General features: G+C 27.0%; 17 protein-coding genes. 6 read left to right on the top strand and 11 right to left on the bottom strand.

Annotated elements, in window-relative coordinates:
• Positions 1–66: 66 nt before the first annotated feature.
• Positions 67–861: a GTP pyrophosphokinase gene (locus ACYUEX_RS01425; protein ID WP_460286242.1), complete on the bottom strand. Its 795-nt coding sequence runs from the start codon at positions 859–861 to the stop codon at positions 67–69.
• A gap of 164 nt (positions 862–1025) precedes the next feature.
• Between ACYUEX_RS01425 and ACYUEX_RS01420 the strand changes: the two genes are divergently transcribed.
• Together ACYUEX_RS01420 and ACYUEX_RS01415 are read left to right on the top strand one after the other, a co-directional pair.
• Positions 1026–1751, top strand: a complete 726-nt coding sequence (locus ACYUEX_RS01420; protein WP_460286241.1) for a DUF2225 domain-containing protein — start codon at positions 1026–1028, stop codon at positions 1749–1751.
• A 1-nt stretch (position 1752) separates the two neighbouring features.
• Positions 1753–2727 carry a methyl-accepting chemotaxis protein gene (locus tag ACYUEX_RS01415; protein ID WP_460286240.1) on the top strand — a complete coding sequence of 325 codons (975 nt, stop codon included), beginning with the start codon at positions 1753–1755 and terminating at the stop codon, positions 2725–2727.
• 58 nt (positions 2728–2785) lie between these two features.
• Here ACYUEX_RS01415 and ACYUEX_RS01410 read toward each other — a convergent pair whose 3' ends face one another.
• The 7 genes from ACYUEX_RS01410 to ACYUEX_RS01380 form a co-directional block, all read right to left on the bottom strand.
• Positions 2786–5260 carry a DsrE/DsrF/DrsH-like family protein gene (locus ACYUEX_RS01410; protein WP_460286239.1) on the bottom strand — a complete coding sequence of 825 codons (2475 nt, stop codon included), beginning with the start codon at positions 5258–5260 and terminating at the stop codon, positions 2786–2788.
• 177 nt (positions 5261–5437) lie between these two features.
• On the bottom strand, positions 5438–5716 hold the full coding sequence (locus tag ACYUEX_RS01405; RefSeq protein WP_460286238.1) for an ArsR/SmtB family transcription factor: 279 nt from the start codon (positions 5714–5716) through the stop codon (positions 5438–5440).
• 115 nt (positions 5717–5831) lie between these two features.
• A complete protein-coding gene (locus ACYUEX_RS01400) occupies positions 5832–6485 on the bottom strand; it encodes a Crp/Fnr family transcriptional regulator (RefSeq protein ID WP_460286237.1) in 654 nt (217 codons plus the stop codon).
• A 95-nt stretch (positions 6486–6580) separates the two neighbouring features.
• Positions 6581–6814, bottom strand: coding sequence for a glutaredoxin family protein (locus tag ACYUEX_RS01395; protein ID WP_460286236.1), 234 nt, complete (start codon positions 6812–6814; stop codon positions 6581–6583).
• A 208-nt stretch (positions 6815–7022) separates the two neighbouring features.
• Complete coding sequence (locus ACYUEX_RS01390; protein WP_460286235.1) at positions 7023–7709, bottom strand: metallophosphoesterase; 687 nt, start codon at positions 7707–7709, stop codon at positions 7023–7025.
• A gap of 9 nt (positions 7710–7718) precedes the next feature.
• Complete coding sequence (locus ACYUEX_RS01385; protein ID WP_411169905.1) at positions 7719–7982, bottom strand: EscU/YscU/HrcU family type III secretion system export apparatus switch protein; 264 nt, start codon at positions 7980–7982, stop codon at positions 7719–7721.
• A gap of 23 nt (positions 7983–8005) precedes the next feature.
• On the bottom strand, positions 8006–10060 hold the full coding sequence (locus ACYUEX_RS01380) for a hypothetical protein (protein ID WP_460286234.1): 2055 nt from the start codon (positions 10058–10060) through the stop codon (positions 8006–8008).
• Between the two features lie 195 nt (positions 10061–10255).
• Between ACYUEX_RS01380 and ACYUEX_RS01375 the strand changes: the two genes are divergently transcribed.
• The 4 genes from ACYUEX_RS01375 (at position 10256) to ACYUEX_RS01360 (ending at position 14881) form a co-directional block, all read left to right on the top strand.
• Positions 10256–11326, top strand: coding sequence for an Ig-like domain-containing protein (locus tag ACYUEX_RS01375; protein ID WP_460286233.1), 1071 nt, complete (start codon positions 10256–10258; stop codon positions 11324–11326).
• A gap of 25 nt (positions 11327–11351) precedes the next feature.
• Positions 11352–12440 (top strand): tetratricopeptide repeat protein, encoded by a 1089-nt coding sequence (locus ACYUEX_RS01370; RefSeq protein WP_460286232.1) that lies wholly within the window; start codon positions 11352–11354, stop codon positions 12438–12440.
• A 321-nt stretch (positions 12441–12761) separates the two neighbouring features.
• Positions 12762–13445, top strand: coding sequence for a response regulator transcription factor (locus ACYUEX_RS01365; protein WP_460286231.1), 684 nt, complete (start codon positions 12762–12764; stop codon positions 13443–13445).
• Between the two features lie 2 nt (positions 13446–13447).
• Positions 13448–14881, top strand: a complete 1434-nt coding sequence (locus ACYUEX_RS01360; protein WP_460286230.1) for a HAMP domain-containing sensor histidine kinase — start codon at positions 13448–13450, stop codon at positions 14879–14881.
• Between the two features lie 227 nt (positions 14882–15108).
• Here ACYUEX_RS01360 and tyrS read toward each other — a convergent pair whose 3' ends face one another.
• From tyrS to ACYUEX_RS01345, 3 genes are all read right to left on the bottom strand, one after another.
• On the bottom strand, positions 15109–16329 hold the full coding sequence (gene tyrS / locus ACYUEX_RS01355; RefSeq protein ID WP_460286229.1) for a tyrosine--tRNA ligase: 1221 nt from the start codon (positions 16327–16329) through the stop codon (positions 15109–15111).
• Between the two features lie 210 nt (positions 16330–16539).
• Complete coding sequence (locus ACYUEX_RS01350) at positions 16540–16953, bottom strand: hypothetical protein (RefSeq protein ID WP_411169898.1); 414 nt, start codon at positions 16951–16953, stop codon at positions 16540–16542.
• A gap of 130 nt (positions 16954–17083) precedes the next feature.
• Positions 17084–18163 (bottom strand): sensor domain-containing diguanylate cyclase, encoded by a 1080-nt coding sequence (locus tag ACYUEX_RS01345; RefSeq protein ID WP_460286228.1) that lies wholly within the window; start codon positions 18161–18163, stop codon positions 17084–17086.
• Positions 18164–18205: the final 42 nt, after the last annotated feature.

Raw genomic sequence — 18205 nt, 5'->3', positions numbered from 1 at the left:
ATTTTCACATGTCTAAATTGTGAAAATATCCCCTTCTTTAAAATACTAATTATTTATTTTTAAATATTAATTATCTTTATACTTATTTATATCTCTTTTAATAGATACTAGTAGATTGTTAAGTTCATATATCTCTCCATCTTCTATTAACTTATTTAATGAACTTTCATACCTACTTGCTTCAGCAAACTTTCCTAATGATATAAGAGTTAATATATTATGCATTATACTTGAAATAATATCTGACTTTATTTCAAATAGCCTTTGAGCATCTTTGATTTCATCCTTAATATCAAGCATTTGTTCATCTAATTCAAAAGCTGCATCAGCTGCTTTCTTAAGCTTCTCTCTTACATTATCAGGTAATTGTTTTTTATACTTATAATTTAAAGAATGCTCTATAGTTGCCCAAAAGTTCATAGCTAATGTTCTTATCTGAAATTCAGCTAATAACTCCTTTTGGCCTTCTGCCATATTTATTGGATACTTAATTATAATATGATAGCTTCTATATCCACTTTCTTTTACACCTCTAACATAGTCCTTTTCATAGAGTATTTGCATATCTTTTCTTGCTCTTAATATTTCTACAACTCTATCTATATCATCTACAAACTGACACATTATCCTAATGCCAGCTATGTCTTCAATTTCATATTGAAGCCTATCTAAAGGAATTCCGAATTTATTAGCTTTTTCAAGAAGACTTGATATTTCTTTTACTCTTCCTGTAACAAATTCTATTGGAGAATATTCATTTTTCTTTCTATATTCCTTTCTTATGCTTCTAAGTTTTACTTTCAGTTCATCTACAGCCTGTTCATAAGGCATAAAAAAACTTTTCCAATCTTGAATTGCCATATCTTATCACCCTTTTCAAACTTCACCTTAACTATTATATCAAAAATATTAAAATGTGTAATCAAATTATTTAAGTTATATTCTTATATTTATAAATGTCTTATCTACAAAATCACTCCAATATGTTATAATTACCTATATGTGTAATATTGAGGTGGTAACTTATGATAAAATCTTCAAACGACATAAATACTAAAGATTTAAAAGAAGTAAACGATAATAATCATAAATTAATAAATAATTTATTCCTTAAGGAAGTATCTTGTCCAGTTTGTGATAACTCTTTTAGAACAGCATCTGTAAAGGTTAATGCACCTAGAGTTGTTTCTAGAGATTCAGACTTATTTATAAGATATTCTGTTATAAACCCATATTTTTATGAAGTATGGTTATGCCCAACTTGTGGTTACGCTTCCTTAAAAACAGATTTTAATAAAATAAGAGAATTTCAAATAAAACTAGTTAAAGAAAAAATCACACCTAAATGGATCAATCGTGAATATGATATTCCTTTTAATGAAAAAATTGCAATTGAAAGATATAAATTAGCTTTACTTAACGCCTTAATTATTGAAGGTAAAAGTAGTACTAAAGCTATGCTTTGCTTAAAAATCGCTTGGATGTACAGGCTATTAATGGACGATGTTAATGAAAAAAACTTTATTAAACAAGCATTAGCAGCTTTTAATGATACATTTACGAATGAAAAACTTCCAGTATATGGATTGGATAGGTTTTCTATTATGTTCCTAATCGGTGAATTATATAGAAGAATTAGTGAAGATACCCTTGCTCTAAAATGGTTTTCTGAAGTAATTACTTCTATAGGTGCGCCTCAAAAAATAAAAGAGATGGCTCGTGATGGAAAGGATAAAATTAGGAGGTACTAAAATGGGTTTATTTTCTAAATCAAAGAAGAATAGTGAAGTAACCAAAAATAATGTAGAGGAAATTTCAAATGAGTTCGTTACTACTAACATTAACAAAAAAGAAAATGCAAACGAGAATCTAAAAAATGAGATGGTTATGTTAAGTGAAAGCAGTTCTAGTATATCTAGTGCAATACACGATGTTAATAGTTCATTATCAAATTTAACTACTGCTACTCTTACACAAGCTGAAGAAATTAATAATGTTAACAATATAATGGCAAATTTCAATAGTCGTATGGAACAGTTAGCTTATAATGTCACTAATGTGCAAATAGCAGTATTTGATACAGATAAAGTTGCTGATGAAGGATTAAATACATTTACTGATTTAAATGAATCATTAATGTCATTACAACAAGCTTTCACAATAGTAAGCCAAACTGTAAATTCTCTTGTTTCAAAATTAGAATCAGTAAATACAATTACAGATTCTATAAGTCAAATTGCAAGCCAAACAAACTTACTTTCTCTTAACGCAGCAATTGAAGCTGCAAGAGCTGGAGAAGCTGGTAGAGGCTTCTCAGTAGTTGCTGGTGAAGTAAGAAAGCTCGCTGAAAACTCAAAGCAATCTGTTGAAAGTATCACTAAAATATTAGATGATATTAAATCTGATATAATTGATACTTCAAAAGCTGTGCAAGCTGGTAGTTCAGCTATAGATAATCAACAAAAAACCCTTCTTAGCACTAAAAGTAGCTTTACAAATATAAAATCATCAATAAGTGATTCAATTACAGAAATTGATAGCTGTATAGAAAATCTAACTGTAGCTTCTTCTGAAAAAGATAATGTTTTATCTACAATAGAAAGAGTTTCTACTATTTCTCAAGAGCATTCTGCTTTATGTGAAGAAATTGCTGCAAATATGGACTTACAAACAACTAGCTTAGAAAGGCTTGATGATACTATTTCATCATTAAATAATCAAATTTAATAGTAATAGAAAGGGATATGCAAAGCATATCCCTTTAGTTTTTAAGTTATTTTAACTATTAAATAAATAGGTTAATATTAGAATCATCAGCTTCTCCAAGGTAGTATCCTACCCCACCATAGCTTATACCATCTATTAATTCTTCTTTTTTAATTCCCATAACATCCATAGACATTGTACAAGCTACTATTTCAACTCCATTTTCAATAGCTGCCTCCATTAAGTCTTCAAGAGATTGAATGTTTTTGTTGTTCATGACACCTCTTATCATTTTAGCACCCATTCCTCCCATATTCATCTTTGATAAGCCTAGCTTTTTGCTACCTCTTGGCATCATGATTCCAAAGGCTTTTTCTATTAAATTCTTGGAAGTTTTAATTTTTTCTGGTTTTCTTAATATATTTAGTCCCCAGAAAGTGAAAAACATAGTGACTTTTTTACCCATCGTTGCAGCACCATTTGCTATTATAAATGAAGCTATAGCTTTATCTAAATCTCCACTAAACACTACCATTGTTTGTCCATTTTTAGTTGGAAGATTTGAACAAGCATTAGAAACTGCTTTTTCTGATAAAAACTGATCTGAACATTTTTTAATCGTAGCTTCTATTATACCTTTATTCTTTTCTATGCTTAAAAGTCTATTATTAGTCTTTTTAGTCCATGCTTCAATATCTCTACAGAAACCCTCATCTGATACCTTTACTTTTAGTACTTCTCCATCATCCATAGTATCCATAGTTGCTTTTACTTGCATTAATGGTCCTGGACAAGATAATCCAGTTGCATTCAATTCTCTTATTTGATCTGCTGCTACTTCCTTCATTACAGAATCTCCGCCATAGTTATTTTCGTTATTATCATCCATAGAATCTTCTATAACTCTAGCTTTATAGTTCCAGTTTGCATAAGTTTTGTATCCACCGTTTAAGTTTCTAGCCTTAAACCCATTAGCCTTTAATATTCTTACAGCTATATAACCTCTTATACCAACAGCACAGTAAACCAAAATCTCCTTATCCTTATCTAACTTATCTAAGTTTTCTCTTAAATCATTAACTGGTATATTTATCGAATCTTTTATTTTACCAAGTTCAACTTCTTGCTTGTCTCTTGTATCTAGTAAAATTTGCTTTGATGAATCAAAGTCTTTTAACTCTTCTATGTTTATAGTATCTACTAATCCTTTGTTTTGATTTTGAGCAACAAAACCTGCCATATTTGCTGGAGATTTTGCTGATAAAAATGGAGGTGCATATGCAAGTTCAAGCTCTGCTAGGTCTTCCATTGTTCCACCAAATTTAATTGAAGTTGCTATTACATCTATAAATTTATCTACACCTTCGTAACCTAAAGCCTGTGCTCCTAATATTTTTCCTTCAATATCATATATAACTTTAATTGTTAATGGTGTAGCATCTGGATAATATCCCGCATGGCTCATTGGATGTAAATAAGCCTTATTAAATTTAATTCCAAATCTATTTAGTGTTCTTTCATTATTTCCAGTTGATGCAGCAACCATATCAAAAACTTTAATTATTGAAGTTCCTAATGTTCCTTTATAAGCTGAGTTTAATCCAGCTATATTATCTGCTACTATTCTTCCTTGTCTATTTGCAGGTCCTGCTAATGGGATAAATGATTCTTTTCCATTTACATAATCTTTAACAACTACGGCATCTCCTACTGCAAAAATCCCCTCTTTATTTGTTCTCATATGATCATCAACTATTATATGACCTCTTTCCCCAAGCTCTATTCCTGTATCTCTAATAAAAGAAGTGTCAGGAGTAACTCCAATTGCTGAAATGACCATATCAGCAACTATTTCTTTTCCACTTCCAAGGTTAACCTTTATTGAATCTGAAGTTTCTTCAAATCCATTAACCTTGTCATTTAGTATTATGATTATGTCATTTGCATTTAATTCTCTTTCAATTAAACATGAAAATTCAGAATCAAATGGTGCTAAAACATGAGGCGCAGCTTCAACTAAAGTTACTTTTATTCCTCTTTCTTTTAAGTTTTCAGCCATTTCTACTCCGATAAATCCTCCACCTATAACAACAGCAGATTTAGTCTCTTTCGAATCTACATAAGCTTTTATTCTATCTATGTCTGGAACATTTCTAACAGCAAATATTTTTTCACTATCAATCCCTGGTAAATTAGGTCTTATTGGTTTAGCTCCTGGTGATAGAACTAAGTAATCAAAGTTCTCTTCATACTCACCATCCTTTAAAGATTTAACTTTAACAGTTTTCTTTTCTGAATTAATACTTACTACTTCACTATTAACTCTAACGTCTATATTAAATCTAGATTTCATTTTTTCTGGTGTTTGAAGTAAAAGTGCGTCTCTTTCTTTTATAACTTCTCCAACATAGTAAGGAAGTCCACAATTTGCAAATGAAATATATTCACCTTTTTCAAACATTACTATATCAATATTTTCATCTAACCTTCTAAGTCTAGCTGCAGCAGATGCTCCTCCTGCAACACCACCAACTATTAAAACCTTCTTTTTCATTTAAAATCCTCCTAAATTAAATAATACTAATCTTTATAAAAATTTAAATAAATGAATTTCATTTTAATATCTATTTAATAAGTTATTTGTATATTATAATATTACGATTTATACTATAAATTTAAAGAACAGCTTTATATTAGCTGTCCTAAATTAACAACTACTTATTATCACTTATCATTCAATAAGTGATTTTATTATTTTTCCTGCTCTTTCATCTACTACTTCATAAACTATTTCTAGTCCATTTCTTTCACCTTTTATTATTCCAACACTTTTTAGCTTTTGTAAATGCTGAGAAATTGTAGATTGAGGCATCCCTAAACAACTATGCATATTAGTTACATTACAACAACCTTTTTCTAAAAGATTCTTTACTATACAAAGTCTAACAGGATGAGCTAAAACCTTTAAAAACTCTGCTATATCTTCATATTGTTTATAATTACTATCCAAGCTATCACCTCTTCCCCCTTCTCAATATAAATATCATCGCACTTTGTTATTAATCTGTCAATAATATTACTATATTCAAATTTTATGATATTGTTACTTAGATGTCAATATAAATTTAATAACTCCAATTTATAATTTTAATTTTTCCTCTACTTAGTTTTAAAATGCCACGTTTTTCTAAAGCTTTTAAACTTCTGCTTACAACTTCTCTAGATGAGCCTATATCAGCTGCAATTTTTTCATGAGTGGTATAAATTATCTTACTACCATTATTATCTTTCATTTTTTCCTTAAAATAATTTATAAGTCTATTTTCTATACTGTCAAATGTAACTTTTTCTAGCCCTTGCACTACATCTTCAAACTTATTATATAAATTTTTAAATATATATTTTAAGAAACTACTATTATCTAATAAGGTTCTTTTAAAAAAGTCCATTGGTATAAGGGCAATAACAGAATTCTCTTCTACTTCTGCAAAAGAAGTATCTTCTGATTTAGTTAATGCACATAGTATTGTATTAAAACAATTATCACCTTTTTTCAACCTATATAAAGTTATGTCTTTACCGTCATCCCCTAATTTGTAAACTCTTATTGTTCCTTCTAGTATAAAAGAAAAACCTATACAACTTTGTATATTATTAAACATACTATCTCCAATTGAATAATTATTTATAATGATTCTATTGAAAAGCTCTTCTAATAAATCTTCATTTAAATCTTTTAAGAATGGATAACTTTCCATTAATTCATTTCTTAAATCCATATTATACATACCTCATAAACTCTAAAAAAAGTAAAACTAATATTATTTTAGCTTTACTTTTTTTCTTTATCAACCCATTTGATAACTATTTTAATTTATAGTCCTAATAAATTATCTATTCTATTCTTGTCAAACCCAACAACTATTTTTCCATCTATATCTAAAACAGGAACTCCCATTTGTCCACTCTTGTTTACCATTTCCATAGCTGCTGCTCTATTTAAGCCTACGTTAACTTCTTCATAACTTATATTGTTAATTGTTAAATAATTTTTAACCTTAGTACACCATGGACAAGTGTTTGTTGTATAAACTCTTATATTATTCATTTTTATTTCCTCCAATATCATATTATTTATTCTATGATATAAGTATATTCTTTTATATTGTTTTTGACTGTAACAAAGTCACAAAACTTAATTTTTATATTATTATATTAATTTGCTTTTATATAGTTTACTGCAGATTATACTGCTATTTACCATATAAAAAATAATCTACATTTTAGATATGCAAAAATCTAAAATGTAGATTATTTTATAAAATTCTTTTAGGATTAAAATCTAAAAAATCACAGGCTGTCATTATATATTCAATTCCTTCGTATTCTCCATTAAGTGCATTTGCTAATGAAGGTCCATGTAAATGTCCATATATAACCTTCTCTACAGCATATTCTTTAAATAGCTCTGTAAAGGCTGAAGGTTCTCTTTTCTCGTTAATTGGAGGATAATGTATCATCACTATTATCTTTGTATATCCTTCTGCTTTTGCTTTATCTAGGGAAAGTCTTAATCTTATAAGTTCTCTATTAAATATCTTTTTATCCTTTTCTGTAAATCTATCTGTTCCTTCTAAGATCCATCCTCTTGAACCACAAATAGCATAATCCTCATAGGTATAAAAATTATTCTGGAGAAACTTTGTGTTTTCATACATCTTATTAAGCTTTGATATTCCACCCCACCAATAATCATGGTTTCCCTTTGATATAATTTTTTTCCCTGGCAGGGCATTTATCCAATCTAAATCAACTTTACTTTCATCCGATCTCATTGACCAAGATATATCTCCTGCTATAAGCACTGTATCATCATTTGTGATTTTATTCATCCAATTATCCTTTATCTTTTCATCATGCTTAAGCCACTTTTCTCCAAATATGTCCATTGGTTTGTCTGTTGTAAAAGCAAGATGAAGATCTGAAATAGCATATAAAGCCATTTAATCTACTCACCTTTCTACTATTCTATCTAAATCTGTTACATATGCAATAATATGTGCTACTGCTTCATAAAGATCAGAAGGTATTTGTTCTCCTATATCTACATTACAAAGCAAGTCTGTCAATTCCTTATTATACACTACAGGAACATAATTTTCTTCTGCTTTTTCAAGTATTTTATCTGCAATATGTCCCATTCCACTTGCTGTAACAATTGGAGCAATTAAATTTTCTTCATATTTTAAAGCAGCAGCCTTTTTTCTTCCTTTCATATTCTCCTCCTAAACTCTTTACTTTAAACTCTCCTATCAAGTGATATTCCTGAGTTTGAACTAAAGAAATCCCTGCATGATGTTAATGAAACTTCACTTTCTTTTTTAGATACTTTTACACCTACTAAAAATCCCATATTCTCTATATTATTAACTAATTTTGTCTTTGCCATATCTACTATTTTAACAAATTTTTCTTCACATTTTAAATCTATGTCTATTTTTCTATCTAAAACCTTCATATATCCATCTATTGTGCCTAAATTTTTAGTATCAACTGTAACTACCATTTTTACATTTGTACTATCTATTTTTTTGCCTTCTTTTCTATTATCCTTAATTATTAGCTTACATGGATATTCTCTTTCTTTAATATTAACTGGAACATCTGCATAATAGTATTCTTCACTTATTTTATTAAACATCTTTATTTCATTTATATTATTTTTTATAATATCTATAACTTTTTCAGAAATTATAGACTCTCCCTTTAAAGTAGATATAATATCTTTAATTATTTCTTTATTATTTTCTCCACCTTTATTAATAGAAGCTTCTATTAACTCTTTTGATGGTATATTTAATTTATTATTAATGGATATATCAGATTTTATTATAGCATCTTTTATTGTAGTATCTTTAATAACTCCATCTTTAAGTAAATCACTTGTTTCAGTATTTTTAATTGAATCTTTATCTAAAGTTTCTTGGTACTTTAAATTTATAACATCCTTTAATTTTGAAAACTCCTCTTCTGTTAATGTTATTCCTTTTCCCATAGCAGTAGATAGTAATTTTTCTAATTGTCCTTTACTAAAGTCTAATGATTCTGTTACTCCTAATGATTCATTATTAGCTTTATTTAAATAATTATTAAACTCATCTACTATATTTTTAGCCCCAATTTCATTAAACTCAGCTATTATTTCTTTAAGCTTGCCTATAAATTCTTCTGGCTTTATTAAATTTATTGAGTTAAAAGTTCTATCAAATTCATTACTTGTAAACTCTACTCTTCTATTACTTAAGATTTCTTTTAATGAAGTATTAAGCAAGTCTTCTGCTTGACCTGAAATAGATTTAAGTAATGAAAGCATACTAACCTTAGAATTACCTGAATCACTTTTTTGATATAATTCATTCACTAATTTATTACTTATATTATTAACCTCTTGCCCCTTATTAGTTTCTTGACCATTACTAACTTTTTGATCAATATTAACTTCTTCCCCATTACTAATTTGAAGATTTTTTATATCTATTGCCTCTTCTATATCTGTAGTCTTAATATTTATATTATTTAACTTCAAATTATCCTTATTATGATTTGAATTATTAAGATTTAACCTATCTTCTAAAATTCCTTCTTTAAACTTTGGAATAGAATTAGAAATATCATCAAGTAATTTAGATATATTATTTTCACCTTTTAAAATATTATTATATCCCTTTATATTTTCTTTATTAAATTCTATATCATTTTCAAAAAATAATAAAATATCTTCTTTTGATAATGTCTTAAACTCTCCTAAAAATTCTTTAAGAATATTATTAATTTTTATTCCTTCTTCACTATTCTTGCTTATTCCTTTGCTCATTAAGTATTTTGATATAAACTCATCTATCTCTTTTGGATTAGCTTGTATCTTATCCGAAAACTGAATTAACCCCTTAATTTCTTTTATATTTTCTTTAGTAAGGGGGATTCCAAACTTTAACATAGACTTTAATAAGTTTGTATCTTCTTTGCTTAATCCTTCTTTCGAAATAATATCATTAAATTCACCTTGAGCTAACTCATCTCCAGAAACACTCTTAGCTATAACCTTTAATTTTAATTTTCCATTTACAAAACCTTCAACTTGAAATCTTTGTAATCCATTATCTAATGATTCTATATCTCCATCAATTTCGGCTGAAAACTCCCAACCATCTAGCAGCTTTATAGTAACTTCATTTTTATCATCTTTGTTAATTATCTTACCTGAAAATTTTTCACCAGAATCAAAGGTCAGTTTACTAGATATTCTTTTATTATTTACATTGTATGAATTACCTACATTAAAAACTCCTGGCATAATTTCACCTCATATACATCTATATTATTTATAATGTCGAATACTTTATACAAATTCTTAACATATATAACCTCAGAAAGCTTTATTTAAAATCCAAATTAATTTTCTTTTGGAAATAAGTTAGAAATAACTATATAATCTTTAGAAATTTTTACCTTATATGATATAAGTATAGAAATCAATGGAGGTTAAGAAATGAATAAAAAATTTTTTTCAAAAATAATAATTATATCTGTTATTACAGTTTCATCAACCCTAGTATCTTGTCAAAATACTTCAAAAAAAATAACTATATCGGATAATACAAAAAACACAATTTCCTCTGAGGAAAATGAAATAAATCAAGCTATAAAAACTGGTGAGGAATATCTTAATGAAAATAATTTTGATGAAGCTAAAGAATATTTCAATAAAGCAATATCTCTAGATAAAACAAATAAGGACATATATTTAAAAATTAAGGATATCTATATGTCTCTAAATAGATTTGATGATGCCTATTTTATTGTAAAGACAGCACTAACAAACAATATAGATATTGAGAATATGAAATTAATTTTAAAAGATATTTCCTCTAAATTTGAATCAATAAACACGACTTTATCTATATATCAAAATACTAACTACACCTTACCTAACGAAGTTAAAACTGTAATTTCAGGAAATACAATATCACTTCCTATAACTTGGGATAACCAAGTAGTTGACTCTTCAACTACAGGCACTTTTATTTACGAAGGTTTTAATGAAGAATACGGTAGAAGGGCAAAAATGGAATTAACAGTTCTAGAAAATGTTTATGATAAGCAAATTGGATCTATAAATAAAATTTATACTTCTAATGGAAAAACCTATATAGATGTAGATTTAGTAGAATTATATTTAGACCCTAATGAAGCTTTAATTGAAGCCAAAAAAGATAATATGGCTGCTTATGATGAGGAAAAAGGAGAATACTTTCTTCCATTTAGCTACTATATAAGAAATAATAATAGCACTATAACTACTTACGAAGTTTCAAGAGATTGTGTATTCCAACTATTTTTTATTGATTTATTTGTCTTAGGTTATGATAGTGAATCAAATCTACCTGAACTAAATACAGTTTCTTATGAAACCTTCAAAAATTATATTGATATGATGTATAAAATGCACTTAGATAATAAGCAAGAATTAGGTGACAAAATAATAACTAATAGAACAACTTTATGCTGGGTTGAAATCAAAAATAACACTGTGTACTCTATATCTAGAAAATATTTATAAATTCTAAAATAAAGGAGACTTTACTATGAATAAAAAACTTATAAAATTAGCTATTATACCTATTTTTTTAATATTAACTACTTCATTATTTGCCTGCACTGACACGACAAAAAAAGTAACAGTTTCTAATGATACTCAAGGTGAAATTTTAGTGGAAGAAACTGAAGTTAATGAAGCTATTAGCAATGCAAAAAAACTTCTTGATGATGATAAATACGATGAAGCCAAGGCATATTTTAATAAAGCTATTGATCTAGATAAAACAAATAAAGATTTATATTTAGAAATAAAGGATATATATATGAACTCTAATAAACTTGATGATGCTTACTTTATAGTTAAAACTGCTCTAGCTAATGGAGTAGACAGTGAAAACATGAAAACAATAGCTAAAGAAATTTCATCTAAATTTGATGTAATTAAGCTTACAAATTCTGTTTATCAAGATTCAGAATTTAACCTACCTCAAAGTGTAATTACTGATATAAACGAAGAACAAATCTCACTTCCTCTAACATGGAATGTATCAAAAGTTGATACATTAAATCCAGGTACCTTTAGTTATTACGGCACCAACGATGAATATGGCCGGCAAGTAGAAATGAACCTAACAGTTTTAGAAAATGTTTATGATAAGCAAATTGGATGTATTAATAATATCTATACTATTGATGGAAAAACTTATATAGATGTTGACTTAGTTGAATTTTATCGTGGCGGAGAAGAATCTCTTAGGGAATTTCTCAAAGATAATAAAGATAAGATAGATCTTCCTACTAATGATAAGGGAGAGTATTATGTTCCAGATAGTTATTATATAAGAAATAACTATGATAAATTAACCACCTATGAAATATCAAACAACTGTAGCTTTCAATTATTAAATCATGATTTTCTAGATTTGGGGATTAATGTTGCTCCACCTAAAAATTCTTCTATAACCGAAGTAGCTTCATTTAAAGATTTTAAAGATTATATTAATTTGCGAAAATCAATGGATATAAGAGATCCTGTTATAAAGGATGATAAGCCATTAACTAATAGAGGTACACTTTGTTGGATAGAATTAAAAAATGGATCTGCTTACTCTATCTATAGACAATACACACCTTAAGTTTATTCTTGTAATCTTAATTTTTAATGTATATGAAAGTATAAAAATTTATAATTTTGAAAATATGATTATATAATTTCTTTAAAACATCAATGTTTGAAATTTAGATTTAATTTATACTTTCTTCCTTCAGTTTTCAAGTGGACATATAAGTTATCATTGACTTAGAGCAAAGTGACGGAATAAGCAAATTTATATATGTCCACTTTTTTTATTTCTTTAGTATTACATTTATTATCAATAGTTTTTATGGCTCTATTTATTATTTACTAAATATTTAATATAATTATATTATAATATCCATATTAAGGAGAATATATAATGAATACTCAAATACTTATTATCGAAGATGATAAATCTATAAATGATATATTATTTCATACTTTAAAGTCTGAAGGTTATTTACCTCATAGTGTCTTTTCTTTAAAAGAAGCTAATGATTTTTTAAGTACAAACTTACCTGACTTAATTTTATTAGATTTAAACTTGCCAGATGGAAGTGGTTTTGACTTATGTAAAGATATAAATGCTAAATATACTATACCTATTATAATTCTTACTGCCAAATGTGATGTATTTGATAAAGTTCTTGGCCTTGAACTTGGAGCTGATGACTACATTACTAAGCCATTCCATATAAAAGAAGTCATAAGTAGAATAAAGGTTGTATTTAGGCGTATTGAAAAGTCCTCTTCAAAAAATAATAAAAATTTTATTAATATAAATTCAAATATAAAAATTAATTTTAATAACAGAACTGTTTTAAAAAATGATGAAGTTATCCAACTTAAACCTAAAGAATATGAACTCCTTGAATTTTTTGTTCAAAACAGAAATAAAGTTTTTTCTAGAGAGCAACTTATAGATAATATTTGGGAGTTTTCTTATGATGGTGATATAAGAACTGTCGATATTCATATAAGAAGAATTAGAAGTAAACTTGATATAGTTGGACAACCATCAATAATTGAAACAGTATTTGGTATTGGATATATGATGAGGTAAACATGAAAATTAAATATAAATTTACTTTAATTATTACTCTTACAATTGTCTTACTTGGTATTTCATTAAATATATCTGTTAGAAAAATATTAAAAGATAATATGGAAAATACAGTTACTTCTTCATTAAAAGAAATAATGAAGAGTACCCGTGAATCTGTTAAATACACATTATCTGTAAGAAATTATCTTTATAAAGATAAAGCTTTATCTCAAGAAAGTAAATATTTAATGGAATATATCTCTTTAAACTATGATAGTAAGCTTCAAATATGTGATATAGATGGTAATGTACTTGCTTCTAATTTAGAAAAAGCTAATCCTGAATTTACTGAAAATCTTCCTCAAGTTAAATCTGGTAAAACTATTGTTGATATAAAATATAATAATAAAACCCTTACAGGAAAGCTTTCTTATCCAATAATAATTAATGAATCCTACATAGGTATAATAAATTTAAATAAAGACTATACCTATCTTTATTCGGATTATACTAAAGCAACAAATATATTAACTTTAATTGAAATAGTGTTAATCTTATTTATCTTCTCAATTTCATATTTCTTAACAAATAAGATAGTACAACCAATTACTTATTTAACTTTAGCTTCTAAAAAAGTTGGAGAAGGTGACTATAATGTTTCTATAGATTATTCAGGAAATGATGAAATTTCCATATTATCTAAAGAATTTATAAATATGAAATCTAAAATCCAAGAACAAATTTTAGATATTGAGCAGGAAAAAGAAAAGGTTGAAAAACTAGCCTTAAGTAGGAAAATATTTTTTGATACTGTTACTCACGAGTTAAAAACACCTCTTACCTCCATTATTGGCTATTCTGAAATGATAATAGAAAATATAGTGGATGATGAAGAATTTAAATCTCGTGCAATTAATCAAATACATTCAGAAAGTCAAAGATTAAATAAATTAGTCCTTGAAATAATAAATATTTCAAAGGGATTATCTTCTATAAATGAAAATTTCGTAGAAGTTGATATATGCTCTTTAATTAAGCAAGTATGCTTAGATATGAATATTAAAGCTGAAAAGTATAATTTAATAATTTCATTTATATTAGAGGATTCTTTTATATCAATTAAACAAAATAAAATAAAAGAGGTATTAATAAATTTATTAGATAATGCAATAAAATACTCCCTAGAAAACTCAACTATAATAATTAATTCATATATAATTGATGATTTCTATATAGTTGATATAGTTAACGAATCTCATCCAATTCCAAATGAAATATATGAACATATATTTGAACCATTTGTAAAGTCAACTACTTCGGATGATTTATATAGTACTGGTCTAGGACTTTATTTATGTAAGGAAATAATACAAGATCATAACGGTACAATTTTCTTAGATAATGGTAATGAAATAATTACAACTATAAAGCTTCCCTTAATTACTATAAATTAAGTAGAATTTTTCAATAAAGTGCTTTTTAAACAAAATATTATTAAATATATTATTTACCTTTAATTGTTATATTTAATTAATCACTTATTAACTATAAAATAAAAAATAAATTCAGACGTACTTATTTTATTTAATCTAAAAGGCTATTAATAATTAATACTCTATCTAGAAATAATATTGCTAGATTTTCAGTATTTTATATTAATAGCCTTATTTTTATAATTTACTTATTCAACTACTATTTTATTATAATTTTTCTTTCCTCTTTTAATTAAAGCTGAACCATCTTCTAAATCTGATTCTTCTAAAGTTCTAGTAACTTCAGTAACCTTTTCTCCATTTAATGATAATCCACCTTGTTGAATTAGTCTTCTTCCTTCAGCTTTAGATGGAACTATTTTGTTTTCAGCCATTATATCTAAGATAGTTGAACCTAACTTTTCTTTACTTATAGTTACAGTTGGAACATTACTCATATCTACTCCACCTGAAAATAAAGCTTCAGCAGCTGTTCTAGCTTTATTAGCTTCTTCTTCACCATGAACTAACTTTGTAACTTCAAATGCAAGACGCTTTTTAGCTTCATTTATAGCTGAACCTTCTACTGAACATATTTCTCTTACTTCATCCATAGGAACAAATGTTAATAATGATAAACATTTTTCTACATCAGCATCATCAACATTTCTCCAGTATTGATAGAAATCAAATGGTGAAACTTTATTTGGATCAAGCCATAAAGCTCCTCCAACAGTTTTTCCCATCTTTTGACCTTGGCTATTAGTTAATAAAGTGCAAGTCATTGCCATAGATTGACCTTGTGCCTTTCTTCTAACTAATTCAACACCTGCAATCATGTTTGACCATTGGTCGTCTCCACCTAATTGCATCTTACAATTATACTTTTGATTTAATACGTAGAAATCATATCCTTGCATTAACATATAATTAAACTCTAAGAAGGAAAGACCTTTTTCTAATCTTTGCTTAAAACACTCAGCAGAAAGCATTCTATTTACAGAAAAGTGAACTCCAACCTCTCTTAAGAAATCTACATAATTTAAGTTTAATAACCAATCTGCATTATTTACTAATATAGCTTTATCATCAGAAAAATCTATAAATCTTCCCATTTGCTTCTTTATTGAATCAACATTATGTTGAATTTGTTCTTTTGTAAGCATAGATCTCATATCAGTTTTTCCTGAAGGGTCTCCTACCATTGCAGTTCCCCCACCAAGAAGTGCTATTGGTCTATGTCCTGCCCTTTGCATATGAGCCATAAACATTAATGCAATGAAATGTCCAACATGTAAACTATCAGCTGTTGGATCAAAGCCTATATAAAAAGTTATTTTCTCCTTTTCTAGCAATTCTCTAGTTTCATCTTCATGAGTAAATTGCTTTATGTATCCACGATCTAATAACTCATCTAAAACATTAGCCATTCTACGTAACCTCCTACTTTTATTACTTATTATAGTATATCTTTTAATTTAAATATTATCAACTGATTAAAGCTTAAAAAAGTGAACATATATAAGTTTACTTTTTCCGTCGCTCCGCTCCAAGTCAACGTAAACTTACATATGTACACTTACAAACTGAAGGTAAGGAAAGTGAATAGTAAAAACTATCCACTTTTTAACCTTTGACATTTATGCTGCATATTTCTTTATAAAGTCTGGTAAATCTTCTTTGCAATCACAATTTAAATTTATAAATAAATTTAGATTAAATTTTTGAGAGAATTCCTTTAATTTTATAAACAGGTTTGTTGATTCTAAATTACTACACTCTACTATATTAGATAAAGCATCTATATATATATTTTCAACATCATAATTTTGAGATATAACTCCACAAAGTAATCCATAAAAGCTATCACAATCTATTACGCCTAATTCATTAGTATTTATAAACCTTATCTTTCTTCTAAGCTGCATCATGTATCTTGTATCATTATCAATGTAAACTGAATCCCCTTTTGCCTGGCTTAAACGTTCATTTGCAAGTTCTATTAATCTTTTAGTTTTACCTGACCCCCTACTTGCGCAAAAAACTTGAATCATTGGAATCCACTCCTTCTATATAAAATTTTTTATTCTCTTAATATATATATATTCTATCTTGTTGAAATTATTTACAATATTATATTTAAAAAAATAAAAAGATAGAGAATTCCTTTTAATCTCTATCTTTTTACCTAAAAAAGTGCGAACTCATTACTTTATTTTTACCTGCGTGTTTTGCTTTATAAAGATACTTATCTGCGCAATTTATAACTTCTTCTAAAGTTTCTCCATCATAAGGATAAAAACCTACTCCAAAGCTTGCAGTAACATTTCTAACAATTCCTTCTTTTAAAACAAAGTTTCTAGACACTGCTTCTCTAATTTTATCTATTCTTTCGTACACTCCTTTGGTGTCATTCATACAATCTATATATAATATTATTTCTTCTCCACCATACCTTGCAATTATATCTTGTTGATATAACCTATCTCTTATTATGTTTGCAGTTTCTATTAAAACCTTATCACCAAATTGATGCCCTAATGTGTCATTAACCCTCTTAAAATTATCTAAGTCAATCATAACTATAGCATACTTATCTACTCTTCCATTATCCAATCTTTCTTCTATAATTTCATAAAATGTCTTTCTATTATAAATTCCAATTAGTGCATCAAACTTCGCTGCCTTTTCTATTTTTTTATATAAAATAGAATTTTCTAAAGCAATTGCAATTTGACTAGCTATAGAACTTAAAAATATTTCATGAAACTCAGTTAAATAATTATAATGTGTATGATCAACAATTATATATCCTATGAATTTTTCTCCAACCTTAATTGGTACTCCCATTCTTGAGTGAATAAATATACCATTTAATTCATCTTTTACAATCGGTTCTTTTGAATTTACTATAAATGTTTTATTCTTACCTATGTTCCTCTTACACTCTTCTGTAAGTCCTATACTTTCCTTGGTTCCATTAGTAGCCTTTATTACAAATTTAAAATCTTCTAACAAGTATATAGTAGATTGTGTTACTCCTATAATTCCTATTATCATATCATTTATCATTTGTATTATATTCTTATTACTTAAATTTGAATTTATATAATTGCTAATTAATATTACATTAGAAAGCATATCAAGATTTTTTTCATATTGAACATTAACACAACTTAATTCTTGTATTTTTTCTTCTGTGATTTTCTGATAGCTTTCGTACTCTGACTTAAGTTGATGATACTTAACTTTATAATCGTCCATACTCCCTCCCTATTTCATCTTACATAGTATGAATCGAATCCA

The organism is Clostridium sp. CTA-7, from assembly GCF_054768095.1.
Note: the sequence above shows the minus strand (reverse complement) of the source record. Positions and strands in the feature narration are given on the sequence as shown.

What these genes read in the sequence shown, in the direction of transcription:
- ACYUEX_RS01380 (WP_460286234.1), bottom strand. Translation starts at nt 10,060, where the DNA reads ATGCCAGGAGTTTTTAATGTAGGTAATTCATACAATGTAAATAATAAA.
- ACYUEX_RS01410 (WP_460286239.1), bottom strand. Translation starts at nt 5,260, where the DNA reads ATGAAAAAGAAGGTTTTAATAGTTGGTGGTGTTGCAGGAGGAGCATCT.
- ACYUEX_RS01400 (WP_460286237.1), bottom strand. Translation starts at nt 6,485, where the DNA reads ATGGATTTAAGAAATGAATTAATGGAAAGTTATCCATTCTTAAAAGAT.
- ACYUEX_RS01365 (WP_460286231.1), top strand. Translation starts at nt 12,762, where the DNA reads ATGAATACTCAAATACTTATTATCGAAGATGATAAATCTATAAATGAT.
- ACYUEX_RS01350 (WP_411169898.1), bottom strand. Translation starts at nt 16,953, where the DNA reads ATGATTCAAGTTTTTTGCGCAAGTAGGGGGTCAGGTAAAACTAAAAGA.
- ACYUEX_RS01390 (WP_460286235.1), bottom strand. Translation starts at nt 7,709, where the DNA reads ATGGCTTTATATGCTATTTCAGATCTTCATCTTGCTTTTACAACAGAC.
- ACYUEX_RS01395 (WP_460286236.1), bottom strand. Translation starts at nt 6,814, where the DNA reads ATGAATAATATAAGAGTTTATACAACAAACACTTGTCCATGGTGTACT.
- ACYUEX_RS01420 (WP_460286241.1), top strand. Translation starts at nt 1,026, where the DNA reads ATGATAAAATCTTCAAACGACATAAATACTAAAGATTTAAAAGAAGTA.
- ACYUEX_RS01385 (WP_411169905.1), bottom strand. Translation starts at nt 7,982, where the DNA reads ATGAAAGGAAGAAAAAAGGCTGCTGCTTTAAAATATGAAGAAAATTTA.
- ACYUEX_RS01425 (WP_460286242.1), bottom strand. Translation starts at nt 861, where the DNA reads ATGGCAATTCAAGATTGGAAAAGTTTTTTTATGCCTTATGAACAGGCT.
- ACYUEX_RS01415 (WP_460286240.1), top strand. Translation starts at nt 1,753, where the DNA reads ATGGGTTTATTTTCTAAATCAAAGAAGAATAGTGAAGTAACCAAAAAT.
- ACYUEX_RS01345 (WP_460286228.1), bottom strand. Translation starts at nt 18,163, where the DNA reads ATGGACGATTATAAAGTTAAGTATCATCAACTTAAGTCAGAGTACGAA.
- tyrS (WP_460286229.1), bottom strand. Translation starts at nt 16,329, where the DNA reads ATGGCTAATGTTTTAGATGAGTTATTAGATCGTGGATACATAAAGCAA.
- ACYUEX_RS01375 (WP_460286233.1), top strand. Translation starts at nt 10,256, where the DNA reads ATGAATAAAAAATTTTTTTCAAAAATAATAATTATATCTGTTATTACA.
- ACYUEX_RS01370 (WP_460286232.1), top strand. Translation starts at nt 11,352, where the DNA reads ATGAATAAAAAACTTATAAAATTAGCTATTATACCTATTTTTTTAATA.
- ACYUEX_RS01360 (WP_460286230.1), top strand. Translation starts at nt 13,448, where the DNA reads ATGAAAATTAAATATAAATTTACTTTAATTATTACTCTTACAATTGTC.